At 32.6% G+C, this 14,363-nt stretch carries 15 protein-coding genes; 5 read left to right on the plus strand and 10 right to left on the minus strand.

What is annotated here, in order from left to right; all coding sequences use genetic code 11:
• Positions 1-18: 18 nt before the first annotated feature.
• Positions 19-264, minus strand: a complete 246-nt coding sequence (locus tag M1D64_RS07290; protein ID WP_069821957.1) for a DUF896 domain-containing protein — start codon at positions 262-264, stop codon at positions 19-21.
• A gap of 120 nt (positions 265-384) precedes the next feature.
• The gene (gene sosA, locus M1D64_RS07295; protein WP_069821956.1) at positions 385-618 is read right to left on the minus strand and encodes a DNA damage-induced cell division inhibitor SosA; all 234 of its coding nucleotides are present in this window, start codon (positions 616-618) and stop codon (positions 385-387) included.
• A 142-nt stretch (positions 619-760) separates the two neighbouring features.
• On the opposite strand from sosA, the gene lexA reads away from it, so the two are divergent.
• Entirely contained in the window at positions 761-1,384 is a 624-nt protein-coding gene (gene lexA, locus M1D64_RS07300) for a transcriptional repressor LexA (protein ID WP_002483386.1), read from the plus strand.
• Between the two features lie 199 nt (positions 1,385-1,583).
• On the opposite strand, the gene M1D64_RS07305 is transcribed toward lexA, so the two are convergent.
• The 3 genes from M1D64_RS07305 to rpsN form a co-directional block, all read right to left on the minus strand.
• The gene (locus M1D64_RS07305) at positions 1,584-2,606 is read right to left on the minus strand and encodes a CAP domain-containing protein (RefSeq protein WP_069821955.1); all 1,023 of its coding nucleotides are present in this window, start codon (positions 2,604-2,606) and stop codon (positions 1,584-1,586) included.
• A 3-nt stretch (positions 2,607-2,609) separates the two neighbouring features.
• Positions 2,610-3,596: a GMP reductase gene (gene guaC, locus M1D64_RS07310; protein WP_037538477.1), complete on the minus strand. Its 987-nt coding sequence runs from the start codon at positions 3,594-3,596 to the stop codon at positions 2,610-2,612.
• A 189-nt stretch (positions 3,597-3,785) separates the two neighbouring features.
• Entirely contained in the window at positions 3,786-4,055 is a 270-nt protein-coding gene (gene rpsN / locus M1D64_RS07315; RefSeq protein ID WP_002483389.1) for a 30S ribosomal protein S14, read from the minus strand.
• Between the two features lie 215 nt (positions 4,056-4,270).
• Here rpsN and rpmG point away from each other — a divergent pair, with 215 nt between their 5' ends.
• A complete protein-coding gene (rpmG, locus tag M1D64_RS07320; RefSeq protein WP_011303194.1) occupies positions 4,271-4,420 on the plus strand; it encodes a 50S ribosomal protein L33 in 150 nt (49 codons plus the stop codon).
• A 427-nt stretch (positions 4,421-4,847) separates the two neighbouring features.
• Here the strand turns inward: rpmG and M1D64_RS07325 are convergent, their stop codons facing one another.
• Positions 4,848-6,335, minus strand: a complete 1,488-nt coding sequence (locus M1D64_RS07325; protein WP_002483391.1) for a catalase — start codon at positions 6,333-6,335, stop codon at positions 4,848-4,850.
• Between the two features lie 225 nt (positions 6,336-6,560).
• Here M1D64_RS07325 and M1D64_RS07330 point away from each other — a divergent pair, with 225 nt between their 5' ends.
• Together M1D64_RS07330 and M1D64_RS07335 are read left to right on the plus strand one after the other, a co-directional pair.
• Positions 6,561-8,006: an amino acid permease gene (locus tag M1D64_RS07330; RefSeq protein ID WP_037538480.1), complete on the plus strand. Its 1,446-nt coding sequence runs from the start codon at positions 6,561-6,563 to the stop codon at positions 8,004-8,006.
• Positions 8,007-8,154: 148 nt separating this feature from the next.
• Complete coding sequence (locus M1D64_RS07335; RefSeq protein ID WP_011303205.1) at positions 8,155-8,469, plus strand: hypothetical protein; 315 nt, start codon at positions 8,155-8,157, stop codon at positions 8,467-8,469.
• Between the two features lie 140 nt (positions 8,470-8,609).
• On the opposite strand, the gene M1D64_RS07340 is transcribed toward M1D64_RS07335, so the two are convergent.
• The 4 genes from M1D64_RS07340 to M1D64_RS07355 are packed head-to-tail and all read right to left on the minus strand — an operon-like array spanning position 8,610 to position 12,727.
• Positions 8,610-9,413: a Cof-type HAD-IIB family hydrolase gene (locus M1D64_RS07340; RefSeq protein ID WP_041080494.1), complete on the minus strand. Its 804-nt coding sequence runs from the start codon at positions 9,411-9,413 to the stop codon at positions 8,610-8,612.
• 47 nt (positions 9,414-9,460) lie between these two features.
• A complete protein-coding gene (thrB, locus tag M1D64_RS07345; RefSeq protein WP_069821954.1) occupies positions 9,461-10,378 on the minus strand; it encodes a homoserine kinase in 918 nt (305 codons plus the stop codon).
• Between the two features lies 1 nt (position 10,379).
• Complete coding sequence (gene thrC / locus M1D64_RS07350; protein ID WP_041080492.1) at positions 10,380-11,441, minus strand: threonine synthase; 1,062 nt, start codon at positions 11,439-11,441, stop codon at positions 10,380-10,382.
• 5 nt (positions 11,442-11,446) lie between these two features.
• Positions 11,447-12,727 carry a homoserine dehydrogenase gene (locus M1D64_RS07355; protein ID WP_011303208.1) on the minus strand — a complete coding sequence of 427 codons (1,281 nt, stop codon included), beginning with the start codon at positions 12,725-12,727 and terminating at the stop codon, positions 11,447-11,449.
• A gap of 188 nt (positions 12,728-12,915) precedes the next feature.
• On the opposite strand from M1D64_RS07355, the gene M1D64_RS07360 reads away from it, so the two are divergent.
• Positions 12,916-14,283 carry an aspartate kinase gene (locus tag M1D64_RS07360; RefSeq protein ID WP_069821953.1) on the plus strand — a complete coding sequence of 456 codons (1,368 nt, stop codon included), beginning with the start codon at positions 12,916-12,918 and terminating at the stop codon, positions 14,281-14,283.
• Positions 14,284-14,363: the final 80 nt, after the last annotated feature.

The following is a 14,363-nucleotide window of genomic DNA, read 5'->3' on the forward strand; positions in this document are numbered from 1 at the left end:
TAACAAAATATTGATTTTCTATTTATCTTCTTTCTCTTTCGCATCTAAAATTTTCTTCACTTTATCCGGAGTGACATCATTACCTTCAGGATCAATGACTCTTGTACTTTCAATTTGTTGTTTAAAGTTTTTTCTAAAAGATTCTAAATAAGCTTTTCGCAATTTCGAATGTTCTTTAGCTTCATTTTCTGTAAGTCCTTGTTCCTTTTTCTTTTTTGCTAATTTATTAATTCTTTTTATATCTACACCATCTTTTTGAGACATTATAAACCTCCGTTATTATTAATATAAAAAATATAACAAAAAAGTGAACGAAACTAAATTGTTTCGCTCACCTTAACCCAACCTTATTATCATCATTAATCATTGTCTTTTATATATATTTTAATACATTGATGCCATTACGGGTTGTGAATCTTGTTCGCTTTTCTGCTCCAATTTAGTATTGTTTTGTTCGCTATTGTTAGATTGTTGCGTTATTTGGTGATCTGTCATTTCGTACGTCTGTTCTGAATTAGCGTTGTTATAAGCACTTAATATAAAAATTGCGCAAAGAACCATAGTTGCAATTAACACCATTGTATAAGCTTTTATTTGAGATTTATATATTTTTATCATTTATAGTCACTCCTAGAACGTTTGTTTGTATAGTTACTTTATCAGAACATTTGTTCTATGTCAACACCGGAACGAACAAACGTTTGTAAAACAGATATACACATGCTATAATTAGGTTAAATTAGATTAGGGAGTGCCTATTATGAGAGAGTTAACTAAACGACAAAATGAGATTTTTGAATATATAAAACAAACTGTTCACGCTAAAGGATACCCACCAAGTGTTAGAGAAATCGGTGAAGCTGTTGGTCTCGCATCTAGCTCAACAGTTCATGGTCATTTATCTAGATTAGAAGAAAAAGGTTATATTAGAAGAGATCCTACTAAACCACGTGCCATTGAAATAGTAACTGAACAATTAGGTGAACCTATTAATATGGAAGAAACAATTCATGTTCCTGTAATTGGTAAAGTAACAGCAGGTATACCAATAACTGCTGTTGAAAATGTTGAAGAGTACTTCCCATTACCAGAACATTTCACATCTACACACAATAGTGATATTTTTATTTTAAATGTAGTTGGAGATAGTATGATTGAAGCAGGTATTCTTGATGGAGACAAAGTCATTGTTAGAAGCCAAACAATTGCCGAAAATGGTGATATTATTGTCGCTATGACTGAAGAAAATGAAGCTACAGTCAAACGCTTCTTTAAGGAAAAAGCACATTACCGTCTACAACCAGAAAATAATTCAATGGACCCTATTTATTTAGATCAAGTTACTGTCTTAGGAAAAGTGGTCGGATTATTTAGAGAAATGTAATTGGTAATTTAGAGCAATTTAAGACACTCTCAAAAAAATAGGCGAATGCGCAATTGCGCATTCGCCTATTTTTTTCTATTCTTTTCTAAAACTTCTTTAACTTTTTCAAGTATATCTTCTGTTTTATCTTTTTTATTTGTTGTCATAACTTATCCATCCTCACAAATCATGGATACCCGTATACAACTATAATAAAACATTAGCCTGTATAATTTTCTGTCCAGTAAGGTTGCCTATTTTTATTAAAATCGACACCCACACCAAGAGTATTAAATTCTTTTTTAAGTATATTTTTTCTATGACCTAATGAATTCATTAAACCTTGGTGTGCATAAATACTATTTGCTTGACCATATGCTAAATTTTCTCCTGCTGCATTGAAATCATGTCCATCTGCCTCCAATCTATCAAAAGGAGATTCTCCTGATAAATTGTTATGATCAAAATAGTTATTATCAGCCATATCTTTACTGTGTTTTCTGGCAGTATCTGAAATACTAGATGAATAGCTTAATGTATTTAAATTATGTTGAACCCTTTCAGCATTTACTAAATCAAAGTTTTGTAGTTCGAAACTTTGGGCTAAATTATCAGAAGGTGCACCATATTGTTGTTGTAAACGATTTTCCATTTTGTCACTAACCTGTAAAAGCGCAGTTAAGTTATTGTTCTCATGTTTATCATAAAATGCCGTTGTATAAATACTGTCTTTATGAAAATTATCATATTCATCGTCTTGAACATCAAATTTTACGTTACCTTTTTGTTTATCTTTAATTGGTTCGCCAAGTCTATCTCGCACAATTTGTTTAGGTGTACCGTATTTAATTTTCGATTTAGAAGAAATTAGATTTTGATTACTATAAAGTGCATTCACTCTATCATCAATATAACTTACCATTACAAATGCTCTATAATCATCAGAATAATACGTATGCCACTGTGTGCCATATTCATTTGATGTCACTCGTTTAGCTTTGCCAAGTTTGTTATCGACGTCCTGTTTTGACATATTCATTTGAATATTATTCACAGCAAAATCTTGTTTATTAGGTACTTTCAGTTCATCGTTCGTTGCTGTTTCGCTTGAAGTCCAACTATCAACACTCGATTTGAGTTGCTGCTGTAACGATGTCATAGGTGCCGTTTCTTTGATAGGGACGACTAATACAATAATCAAAAAAATGACTATATATAATAAAAGTCTTCTGATTTTAAACACCTACTATAATTTTTGGTCTCTATCACCATTAAAAATTGAGTTTCTTACGATAACGTAATCTACTTTTCTTAATGAATTTAAGTCTTTGCCACCTGCATATGAAATTGAACTTTGTAAATCTTGTTGCATTTCAGTTAAAGTACTAAAAAGTGAGCCTTTATGTTCAACAAACATTTTTTTACCTTCGACGTTTTTATGTTCACCTTTTTGGAATTCAGATGCGCTACCAAAATATTCTTTATACATTTTGCCATCTAATTCCACTGTTTCACCTGGTGATTCTTCATGTGCAGCAAATAATGATCCTACCATAACCATTGATGCACCAAAACGAATTGATTTTGCAATATCACCATGTGTTCTAATACCACCATCAGCTATTATTGGTTTACGCGCTGCTTTACTACAATGATTTAAAGCAGATAATTGCCAACCACCTGTACCAAATCCAGTTTTAATTTTAGTAATACATACTCTACCTGGTCCAATACCTACTTTTGTTGCATCAGCGCCTGCATTTTCTAATTCACGTACGCCTTCTGGTGTACCTACATTTCCAGCAATTACAAATACTTCTGGAATATGTTTTTTAATATGTTTAATCATATTGATAACTGAATCAGAATGTCCATGAGCGATATCAATCGTAATATACTCAGGAATCACGTTTTCAGCAGCTAATGATTCAACAAAACCAAATTCGCGTTCTTTAACACCAACTGAAATTGAAGCAAATAAACCTTTTTCTTGCATCTTTTTAATAAAAGGAATACGACCTTCTTCATCAAATCTATGCATAATATAGAAATAATCATTCTCAGCGAACCATTCCGCTAATGTTTCATTCATTACTGTTTGCATATTTGCCGGTACTACAGGTAGTTTAAAACTTCTAGGTCCAAATTGAATTGTTGTATCACATTCCGAACGACTGTTTACAATACATTTATTTGGTACAAGTTGTATATCTTCATAATCAAAAATTTTCATTTTAACAAACCCCTAACATTTTTAATAAAACTTTTATATAATGGTAAGATTTTCATGATGTTAATGAGCATTATTATTGAAATAATTGATAATTTTATCATTTTTCCGAACAATAACTTTTTTATTTATCTTTTCCAATAGATAATATACATTGTTTTATATCAAATGTAAACTGACTTTAGTCGTAAATTACCAACTAGATTTTTTCACTCCTGGAATTTGCCCTTTATGTGCATAATCTCTTAATGCAATGCGTGACATACCAAATTTACGATAAACACCTCTAGGTCTGCCAGTTACTTTACATCTTCTTGTTAATCTCGTAGGAGAACTATCTCTTGGCAATTTTCTTAAAGCTTCATAATCGCCCTTATCTTTTAGTTCTTTTCTCAATTCGTAAAACTGTGCAACCAACTTTTCTCTTTTCTGCTCTTTTGCTATTTTAGATTTTTTTGCCATCTATTTTTCTCTCCTTTTTACAAATCGCAATTATTACGTTTTATATCATAACATATTTTTCTATCTATTCAATCTTTAATCTTTAATTAATTTTTAGTGGATATGTATTTTAATGTAATCCTTCAAATTGCACATTATTAAAATGTTGAAAGATTAAATTTTATGTGGTAATATTATAAAACGTAATCATTACTATTAAGAAAGAGGTGTTAACTTTGCGCGTAAATATTACATTAGCATGTACTGAATGTGGCGATCGTAATTATATTTCTACAAAAAACAAACGTAATCATCCTGAACGTATTGAACTTAAAAAGTTTTGTCCAAGATTAAATAAATATACGTTACATCGTGAAACTAAGTAGTACATTTCATTACTTATCTTTTAAATACGACATTTAAAAATTGGAATTTGTAATATATGTTGTTTTTTTAATTTAAAAAGCAGCATATTAGTCTAATGTTCTGAGTTTTGAACAATAGAGTCTGGGACAAAAATAGATGTCTCAGACTCTTTTTCGTTTAGGCAGTAGATGACTGAATAGAAAATGTAAAGTCCCACTGCTTTAAAGAATTACTACTTCTATTTATGAAAATTAGTAGTTCTTATGTATAAAAATGCTAGTAGACTTATACATGCGCTTCAGCTCTCAAAACTTTTCAATCCTAGTCATCCTACTTTTGTTAATAAAATTAAGCCTTACCTCAAAAAAGCCAGCGAAATAAATTTCGTTGGCTTTAAATATGATGTTTATTCAACTTGTGCTTATTTTATTCTTAAATTGTGTTAAATTAGTCTTTAACTTCAAGATCAACATCATTAATGTCAATGCCTAATGCTTTAGCTACACCTTTACCATATTCACTATCCGCTTTATAACAATGACGAATATGACGGTGTTGTACTTCTAATGTTGTACCTTGCATTTCATTCGCTGTATTTTCAAAAATACGCTCTTGTTGTTCTTTAGATTGTAATCTGAATAAACGTCCTGGCTGTTCGAAGTAGTTATCGTCATCTTCACGGAAATCATATTCGTAAGCTTCGCCTTCTACTTTTAATCCAGGTTTTTTAAATTCAGGTTGATCTTCAAATGCACCTTCACTGTTTGGATAATAGTGTGTACTACCACCTTGATTGTTATCCAGAATTCTCATTTGACCATCTCTACTAAATGGACAGATATTTTCAATCCCTACACCTTTAGGTTGGTTTACTGGAATTTGCCAATGGTTCACACCTAATCTATAACGTTGTGCATCACCATATGAGAATAAACGTCCTTGTAACATTCTATCTGGAGAGAAGTCAATACCAGGTACAATGTTAGTTGGTGCAAATGCTGCTTGTTCTACATCTTGGAAATAGTTATCTGGATTGCGATTAAGTTCCCATTCTCCAACTTCGATTAGTGGATAGTCGCCTTTATACCATACTTTAGTTAAGTCAAAAGGATTATCTTTATGATTTCTTGCTTGTTCTTCAGTCATTACTTGGATATACGTTTTCCATTTTGGATAATCTTTATTTTCAATTGCTTCGAATAAATCTCTTTGTGAAGATTCTCTATCTTCTGCAATTGTTCGTGCCGCTTCCTCCGGTTGTAAGTTTTCAATACCTTGTTGTGTTCTATGATGGAATTTAACCCAAACACGTTCACCTTTATCATTGTACATTGAGTACGTATGTGAACCAAAGCCATGCATATTTCTAAAGCCTTTTGGAATACCACGATCTGTCATCAAGATTGTTACTTGATGTAAAGCTTCTGGTAATGATGTCCAAAAGTCCCAATTGTTTTGAGCACTACGCATATTTGTTCTAGGATCACGTTTAACTGCGTGGTTTAAACTTGCGAATAATTTCGGATCTCTAAAGAAGAATACTGGTGTGTTATTACCAACTAAGTCCCAGTTACCTTCATCCGTATAGAATTTCAATGCAAAACCACGAATATCACGTTCTGCATCAGCTGCACCACGTTCACCAGCTACTGTTGAAAAACGTGCGAACATTTCTGTTTGTTTACCTACTTCAGAGAAAATACTTGCTGAAGTATATTGTGTAATATCATTTGTTACCGTAAAAGTACCAAAAGCACCTGAACCCTTAGCGTGCATACGGCGCTCCGGAATCACTTCTCTATCGAAGTGTGCCATTTGTTCTAAAAAGTACCAATCTTGCATTAATAACGGTCCTCTTGGACCCGCTGTCATACTGTTCTCTCTATCTGAGACTGGCGCACCGAAAAGGCTTGTCAATTTTTTATTATTGCTCATTTTACTTCCCCCTTACTTCATCTAGATAATAATAATTATTATCTAGTATTTATTTTAATGTATCCTCCACGTAAAAGCAAACATTGGCTCACTAATTTTATTGACAATTTTCGCAATATTTAAACATTTTGTAATTATTACTCACAAAAAGCATTGCTTGTATTCAGTAAAAGCATTAAAATGGATTGTATATATAAAATTTCAATCGAATATAGGAGACTTTTTATGGCACAAAACAATATGAATCGCGGTCTAAATTCTCGTCATATTTCAATGATTGCAATTGGTGGTGCCATTGGTACTGGACTTTTTGTTGCAACTGGGAATGTCATTTCTCAAGCAGGACCTGGTGGCGCTATATTAGCTTATTTAATTATTGGAATTATGTTGTATTTCTTAATGTCATCAATCGGGGAGCTAGCAACTTTCTATCCTGTTTCTGGATCGTTTAGTTCTTATTCTACAAGGTTTGTAGATAAATCATTAGGGTTTACCATGGGTTGGCTATATTGGGCAATATGGCTACTTGTAACGAGCGTTGATATTATTATTTCTTCAAGTGTACTTTATTACTGGGATGCTTTTCAATTTTTCAGTCCTGTCACATGGAGCATTATATTCTTATGCTTACTGTTCTTATTAAATATATTTTCTGTTAAAGCATTCGGTGAAACAGAATTTTGGTTATCTCTCATCAAAGTTGTAACCATCATCGTGTTTATTCTCATTGGTGTATTAACGATTGTAGGAATATTAGGTGGGAAAACTTATGGATTATCGAATTACACAACTGGTGAGGCACCATTTGTTGGTGGTATTTCAGGTTTTCTAGGCGTCCTCTTGGTAGCAGGCTTTTCAGTTGGAGGTACAGAAGTCGTTGCTGTTACTGCAGGCGAATCTTCTAACCCTGATCGCTCAATGCCAAAAGCTATCAGACAAGTTTTCTGGAGAATTTTACTCTTTTATGTATTATCAATCGCAGTTATATCAGCAATTATTCCTTATACAGACCCAATGTTATTGAATAAAAACGAATCGGTTTCTCAAAGCCCTTTTACTATTGTGTTTGATCGTGTTGGCATTGCATTTGCAGCTTCAGTAATAAATGCAGTTATTTTAACTTCTTTATTATCAGCAGCTAATTCTGGGATTTATACTACAAGTAGAATGTTATTCTCTATGGCAGAAGATAGACAAGCACCTAAGTTCTTATCTAAATTAAACAAGACTACAAAATTACCAATGACTGCATTAATTGCTACATTTGTAATTGTATTGTTCATCATAATACTAGCGCAATTCAAATCAGATATAGTGTTCTCGTTATTAAATATTATAGGATCACTCGTTATTGTGATTTGGGCGTCTAGTATCTTATCACAAATTAGGTTACGCTCTGCTATTAAGAAACAAAATAAAGATCCAAATGAAGTGTTGCCTTACAAAGCACCGTTTTATCCATTTGGACCAATTATTGTCATTATAGCGTTATTATTCTTATTTGTTGGTAACTCGTTAGATGCTGCTTTATCTGGAGATTTTGCCGCACTATTTAGAAATTTAGCACCTATGATTATTTTATTTGTAATTTATATCGTTCACAAATTTATTAAGAAAACTAAAATCGTCAAACTCAGTGAGATGGATTTGAAGAGACACGATTATAATTAAAATTAAAACATCGGAATAAACTGTTATGTGTTTATTCCGATGTTTTTTAATTTGCTAACAATTTAATTATAGAAGTAAGGATATTTTCACTGGTCAAGAAGTGTAGTATAATAACATATAATAATGACTTAACCTAGAGGTGGAAACTATGGTTGGACAAACGAATTTATTTGATGACATATTAGAGACTGAAGAACGTTTCGTTATAGTTGTGCAATCACTTGAGGAAAAGCATCAACGCTTAATTAAACGCACACTAAGAGAATACAGTAGTTTAGAGCATTCACAAATGGAAAGCCTCTTTGAACATTTAAAAGACCTATTTTTAGAAGAAACATTTGAGGAGGATCAGTCCGCATTTTCAATCACTGTTTATACAAACCTAGATTATGCTGCAGACCATGTCTATGCACATGTAAAACGACATCGAGGTAAAAATGAATGGACACATACTGCAAAATAAATACATCTATTAAAAAAGAGGTTAGGACTTTTATTTGAAGTTCTAACCTCTTTTTTATTAAATACTACAAATCGTAATTTCAGTGCGCATACAAACAAATAATTACAAAAACGATATTAATACATTAAACGCTTTAACTTTTATAAAATCTGTCTCAATGTATGTGGAATGCCATTGTCACTATTGCTCAATGTAATTTCATCAGCAACTGCTTTCACCTGGTCATTGGCATTGCCCATAGCAACAGCATGACCGACCACTTGCAGCATAGAAATATCGTTTGAACTATCTCCGAATGCAACTACTTCAGATAATGCAATATCTAATTTTTTAGATAAATCTGTTACTGCATTACCTTTAGAAACACCCTGTGCCATAAATTCTAAGAAATACGGCTTACTTGTTGTCACATCTATATCTTCATTAAAGTGACCAGCTAAGTCAGTGTTAAGTTTTGAGATAGTTGATACATAATCTACACCCATTACTTTAGGCACGTCATCCTGGATGAAATCCTTTAAATCATTTACATGTTCCATAGGTAACCCAGTTAATTCCGATTCTATATTCATATATTCATGTTCACCTTCGTAAACAATATGACCATCTTCATATGTTAAAATGAATAAATTATTTTTGCGACAATAATCCACAATTAAATCGAAATTTTCCTTAGTTACCGTTCGACTTTTTTCTACAGTTTCAGTATTCACATTGACAGTTTTACCACCATTATAGCTAATTACATAACTTTGATATGTATCAAGTTTTAATTTTTTAGCAGTTGGTAACATGCCTTCAGTAGGTCTACCAGATGCTAATACGACTTTATATCCTTGTTTTTGTATATCTAATAAATAAGATTCTGTTTCTGGACTCATTTGATTTTCATTATTCATCAATGTGTCATCCATGTCCATGACTACCATTTTATACTTACCCATGTTGCTAATCTCCCTTCAACGTCTATATTCTATATTACAACAGATTATTAACGTTGGTACAATACTTTAGTCGTTGCACCTGTTTCATTGATTGTAACAAGTTCTGATCTACAATCTTTAAATTCACGCTTTAGTGCACGTACTAATTCGCCGCTTCGTTCAGGTGCTATTAATGTGAGTACTGTTGGGCCGGCACCACTAATTACTGTTGCGTATGCTAGATGTTGTTTCGCAATACCTTTAATTGTTTGAAATTCTGGAATCAAATGTTGTCTATAAGGTTCATGGAAACCGTCTTGTTCCATCATTTTTCCAGCTAATTCATAATTATGTTGAATTAATGCACTAATCATCGTATTACTAATTGCACTATTTTGAACTGCCTTTTCATGAGAAAATGTATCAGGTAATGCGTTTCTTGCATCAATTGTTTTTAATTTATAACTTGGTATCGTTATAATAATATCAATTTTAGGTGTATCAATGTAGGAGACATCTGTAACTTTTGTATCACCGTTATAATAACCAAGCACAAGACCACCATAAATTGTTGGCGCTACATTATCTGGATGCCCTTCAAAATCCGTCGCAAGTTGTAATAGTTCATATTTAGATAGTTCAATATCTCCAAAGTAGTTAGCGATATACAATGCACCCACTAAAGCCGAAGCAGATGAACCTAATCCTCTTGCTAAAGGAATTTCACTTCTCATTTCTACATTTAAATTTGGCAATTCAACTTCATATGTTTCAGCAACTTTTTGTGCGATTTGGTAAATGTAGTGGCTCTCATCATTAGGCAGTTCATCTACATTAGGTCCAATATGATTAAAAGACCATTGATCTTCATCGTTCACAGTAACGTCTAAATATAAGAATTTATTTAAAGCCATTCCTATAGAATCAAATCCGACACCTAAGTTAGCTGTAGATGCCGGAATTTTTAAATGTAACGCTTCTTTCATGCTATAGTGCCCCTTTGATGTAATCTAAAATACTCTGTCTATCATTTGGTAATGGTTTAATTGGATTATCTAATAGTGAAATGGCTGTATCAGGGTCTTTCAGTCCATTACCTGTTAGAACTGCAACAACTTTTTTGCCTTGAGGCAATTTACCAGCGCGATGTAACTTTATCAATCCTGCAATTGATGCATTACTTGCTGGTTCACTAAATACACCTTCATTGCGAGCCATTAATTGGTATGCTTCTAAAATTTCTTCATCTGTCACACTATCAATATAACCATTTGATTCTTCTAGTGCATTCGTCGCTTTATCCCAACTTGCTGGATTACCAATTCTAATTGCTGTTGCCACTGTATCAGGATTTTTAACAACTTTATTTTGAACGATAGGAGAGGCACCTTCTGCTTGAAAACCATACATGTTAGGCAATTGAGTGCCATTTTTATCCCTATATTCTTTAAAACCTTTCCAATATGCAGAAATATTTCCTGCATTACCAACCGGTATAGAGAGTATATCAGGCGCCGAACCACCCAATTGTTGAATAACTTCAAATGCGCCAGTTTTTTGACCTTCAAGTCGATAAGGATTGACTGAATTAACTAATGCGATTTCTCCATTTTTTGCAACTTCTTGCACGATTTCTAATGCTTCATCAAAATTACCTTCGATTGAAACAATTTCTGCGCCATACATAACAGCTTGTGATAATTTACCTAGTGCAATCTTACCTTCAGGAATTACTACGATTGCTTTTAAGCCAGCTCGAGCAGCGTATGCAGCTGCAGATGCTGACGTATTACCTGTCGATGCACAGATTACGATTTTTTTCCCTTCTTCTTTGGCTTTGGCCATCGCCATAACCATACCTCTGTCTTTAAAAGAGCCTGTAGGATTCGAACCTTCATATTTCACATGGAGTTCAATGCCTAATTTTTCAGACATCCGTTCACAATATATGAGTGGCGTATGTCCTTCATTTAATGTTAGTGATGGTGTTGCTTCATTTACAGGTAAATATGTTTTAAATTCTTCAACTAAACCTTGCCAGTTTTTCATAGTTATTAAACTCCTTCTACTGGATAAATTTTCTTAACGATATATCCAGATTCTGTGATGGATGCTTCAGGATTTTCATCTATACCAACAATTACAACACCAACCGTATGAGCATCTCGCTCAGTTACGGCCAATGATTTATGAAACGGTAATTGACCTTTAAGTAACGTTTCAACTTTATTTACTTCTTCACCATCAGTTTGAACTACAACATAATAACTTTCTTTCTCTTTAAGTGAAACAGTTTCTGATTCATCCATCAGTTCTTTGGTTTTTTCAGTTTTTAATTCAAAGTGAGGCGGTAATGTATGCAAGTTAGTTTCAAAATTCAATGTGACATTTAATAAATCACTGACTACAGCACTACCAGTTGCTAAACTGCCTGCACCTTTTCCGTAAAACATTGTTTCTCCAACAGCATCGCCAATAACATAAATTGCATTAAATTCATCTTCTACCGCTGCAAGTTGGTGCGCTTTATTAATGAACGTCGGTGCAACTGAAGCTTGTACCTGTCCATTTTCATATGTACCTTTACCGATTAATTTAATTTTGTAACCTAATTGATCTGCAACTTGAATGTCTTCAGATTCAACATCACTGATACCACGTCTATCGACATCATTTAAATTAATAACCTGGTTAAATGATAAATAAGAAGTAATGACCACTTTTCTTGCCGCATCAATACCTTCTACATCATCTGTAGGATCTGCTTCTGCAAAACCTAATGCTTTAGCCTCGTCTAAGGCAGCTTCAAAACTTGTTTGCTCTTTAGTCATTTTACTTAAAATAAAATTAGACGTACCATTCAGTATGCCCATAAATTTGCTAATGTTGTTTGCATTCAACCCATTATTTATAGCATTTACAATAGGAATACCACCTGCAACACTTGCTTCATATTTCAACGCAACATCATTTTCTTGCGCTAAATCTTCTAATACATTTAAATGGACTGCTAATAAGTCTTTATTTGCTGTTACGACGTGTTTCTTCTGACTTAATGCACGTTTTAGCCAATCCACAGTTGGTTCAATACCACCCATAACTTCTACAATGATATCAATTGAATCATCATTTAATATTTCATCAATATCTTCTGTTAAATGATAACTCGACACATTTATTGGTCTTTGTCTTGATTTATCTCTAACTAAAATGTGTCGAATATTGATATCTTTATTCATTGTTTCTTTAATTTGTTCTCTATTCTCTTCTATAATTTTAACTACACCAGAACCTACAGTTCCTAAACCAAGTAAGGCTACGTTTAATTCTCTCATAACTTCATTCCTCCGTTGTTCTTCTTAAAAATACAATTGTACAGTTGAAAAATACTTGAATATGGTATAGTATAAATTCATTCATTATTTTTGTAAAGGTTCAATATTTAATCGTATATCTATCCTATCACTCCCGTGATAAAAACTAAACAAAATTTTCTGATTTTTTAGAAAGGTTGGTATTTACAATGAAAGTAGCTAAATTTGGAGGAAGTTCTGTTTCTAATGCAGAACAGATAAAAAAAGTATTAAATATCGTAAATTCAGATGTTGATCGGAAAATTATCATCGTATCAGCACCGGGTAAACGTCACAGCGAAGATGTAAAAACAACGGACTTACTAATTCGTTTGTATGAAAAAGTGATTGATAGATTAGATTACACGTCTAAAAAGAAAGAAATCATTCAAAGATACGCAGATATCATAGATGAATTAAACATGGATTATCATTTACTAACTTCAATTGATGAAACATTAGAGTCATACATTGCTACATTAAAAGATAAACCTTCTCGTTTATTAGACGCATTACTATCCTGTGGAGAAGATTTTAATGCGCAACTCATTGCAGAATATAACAATAGCCAAGGTATTCCTACAAGATATGTATCTCCTGGTGAGGCAGGCATTCAAGTTACTGATTTACCACAAAATGCACAAATCTTAGAGCAATCTTATAATACGCTATATAAATTACGTGAATATAATGAAAAACTCATAATTCCTGGATTCTTTGGGGTTTCACGACAAAATTATATTGTTACATTTCCAAGAGGTGGCTCTGACATCACAGGTGCTATAGTAGCTAGAGGTGTACGGGCAGACTTATATGAAAATTTCACTGATGTCTCTGGTATTTTTAGAGCAAATCCTACGATTGTTAAAAATCCTGAAGTCATCGATGAAATTACCTATCGAGAAATGCGTGAACTTTCTTATGCTGGATTTGGAGTGTTTCACGATGAAGCTTTACAACCTTTACACAAAGATAGAATTCCAGTTGTCATAAAAAATACAAATAGACCTGATGATATTGGTACATATATTCGCCATGATAGAGAAATAAATTCTAATAACATTGTCAGTGGTATTAGTTGTGATAAAGGGTTTACAGTTTTAAACATTAAAAAATATTTAATGAATAGACAAGTTGGTTTTACAAGAAAAATATTAGCTGTCTTAGAGGATTATGATATTTCATTTGATCATATGCCATCAGGTATAGATAATATTAGTATTATTATGCGCTCCAAAGAAATCCAAAATAGAGAAGAACAAGTCTTAAATGACATTCGAAAAAATTGCGATGTTGATGAGTTAAGTGTGGAACATGATTTAGCTATCTTAATGATTGTTGGTGAAGGTATGCATAGAATTGTCGGTACTGCAAATACAATTACGCACGCGTTAGCTGAATCGAATATCAATTTAAAAATGATGAATCAAGGGGCATCAGAGATATCAATCATGTTTGGTATACATGTCTCTGATGCCGATAAAGCAGTCAAATCCACTTATGAATATTGTTATAATGGCATATGTTTAAAATCTTAAGTAGCTTTTATTATCGTTATATAAATCAAAAGATACTTAAAGTAGTTTTAATGATATGATTGAAGTCATACAAATTCAAA

Source organism: Staphylococcus sp. Z5-21 (genome assembly GCF_056529615.1).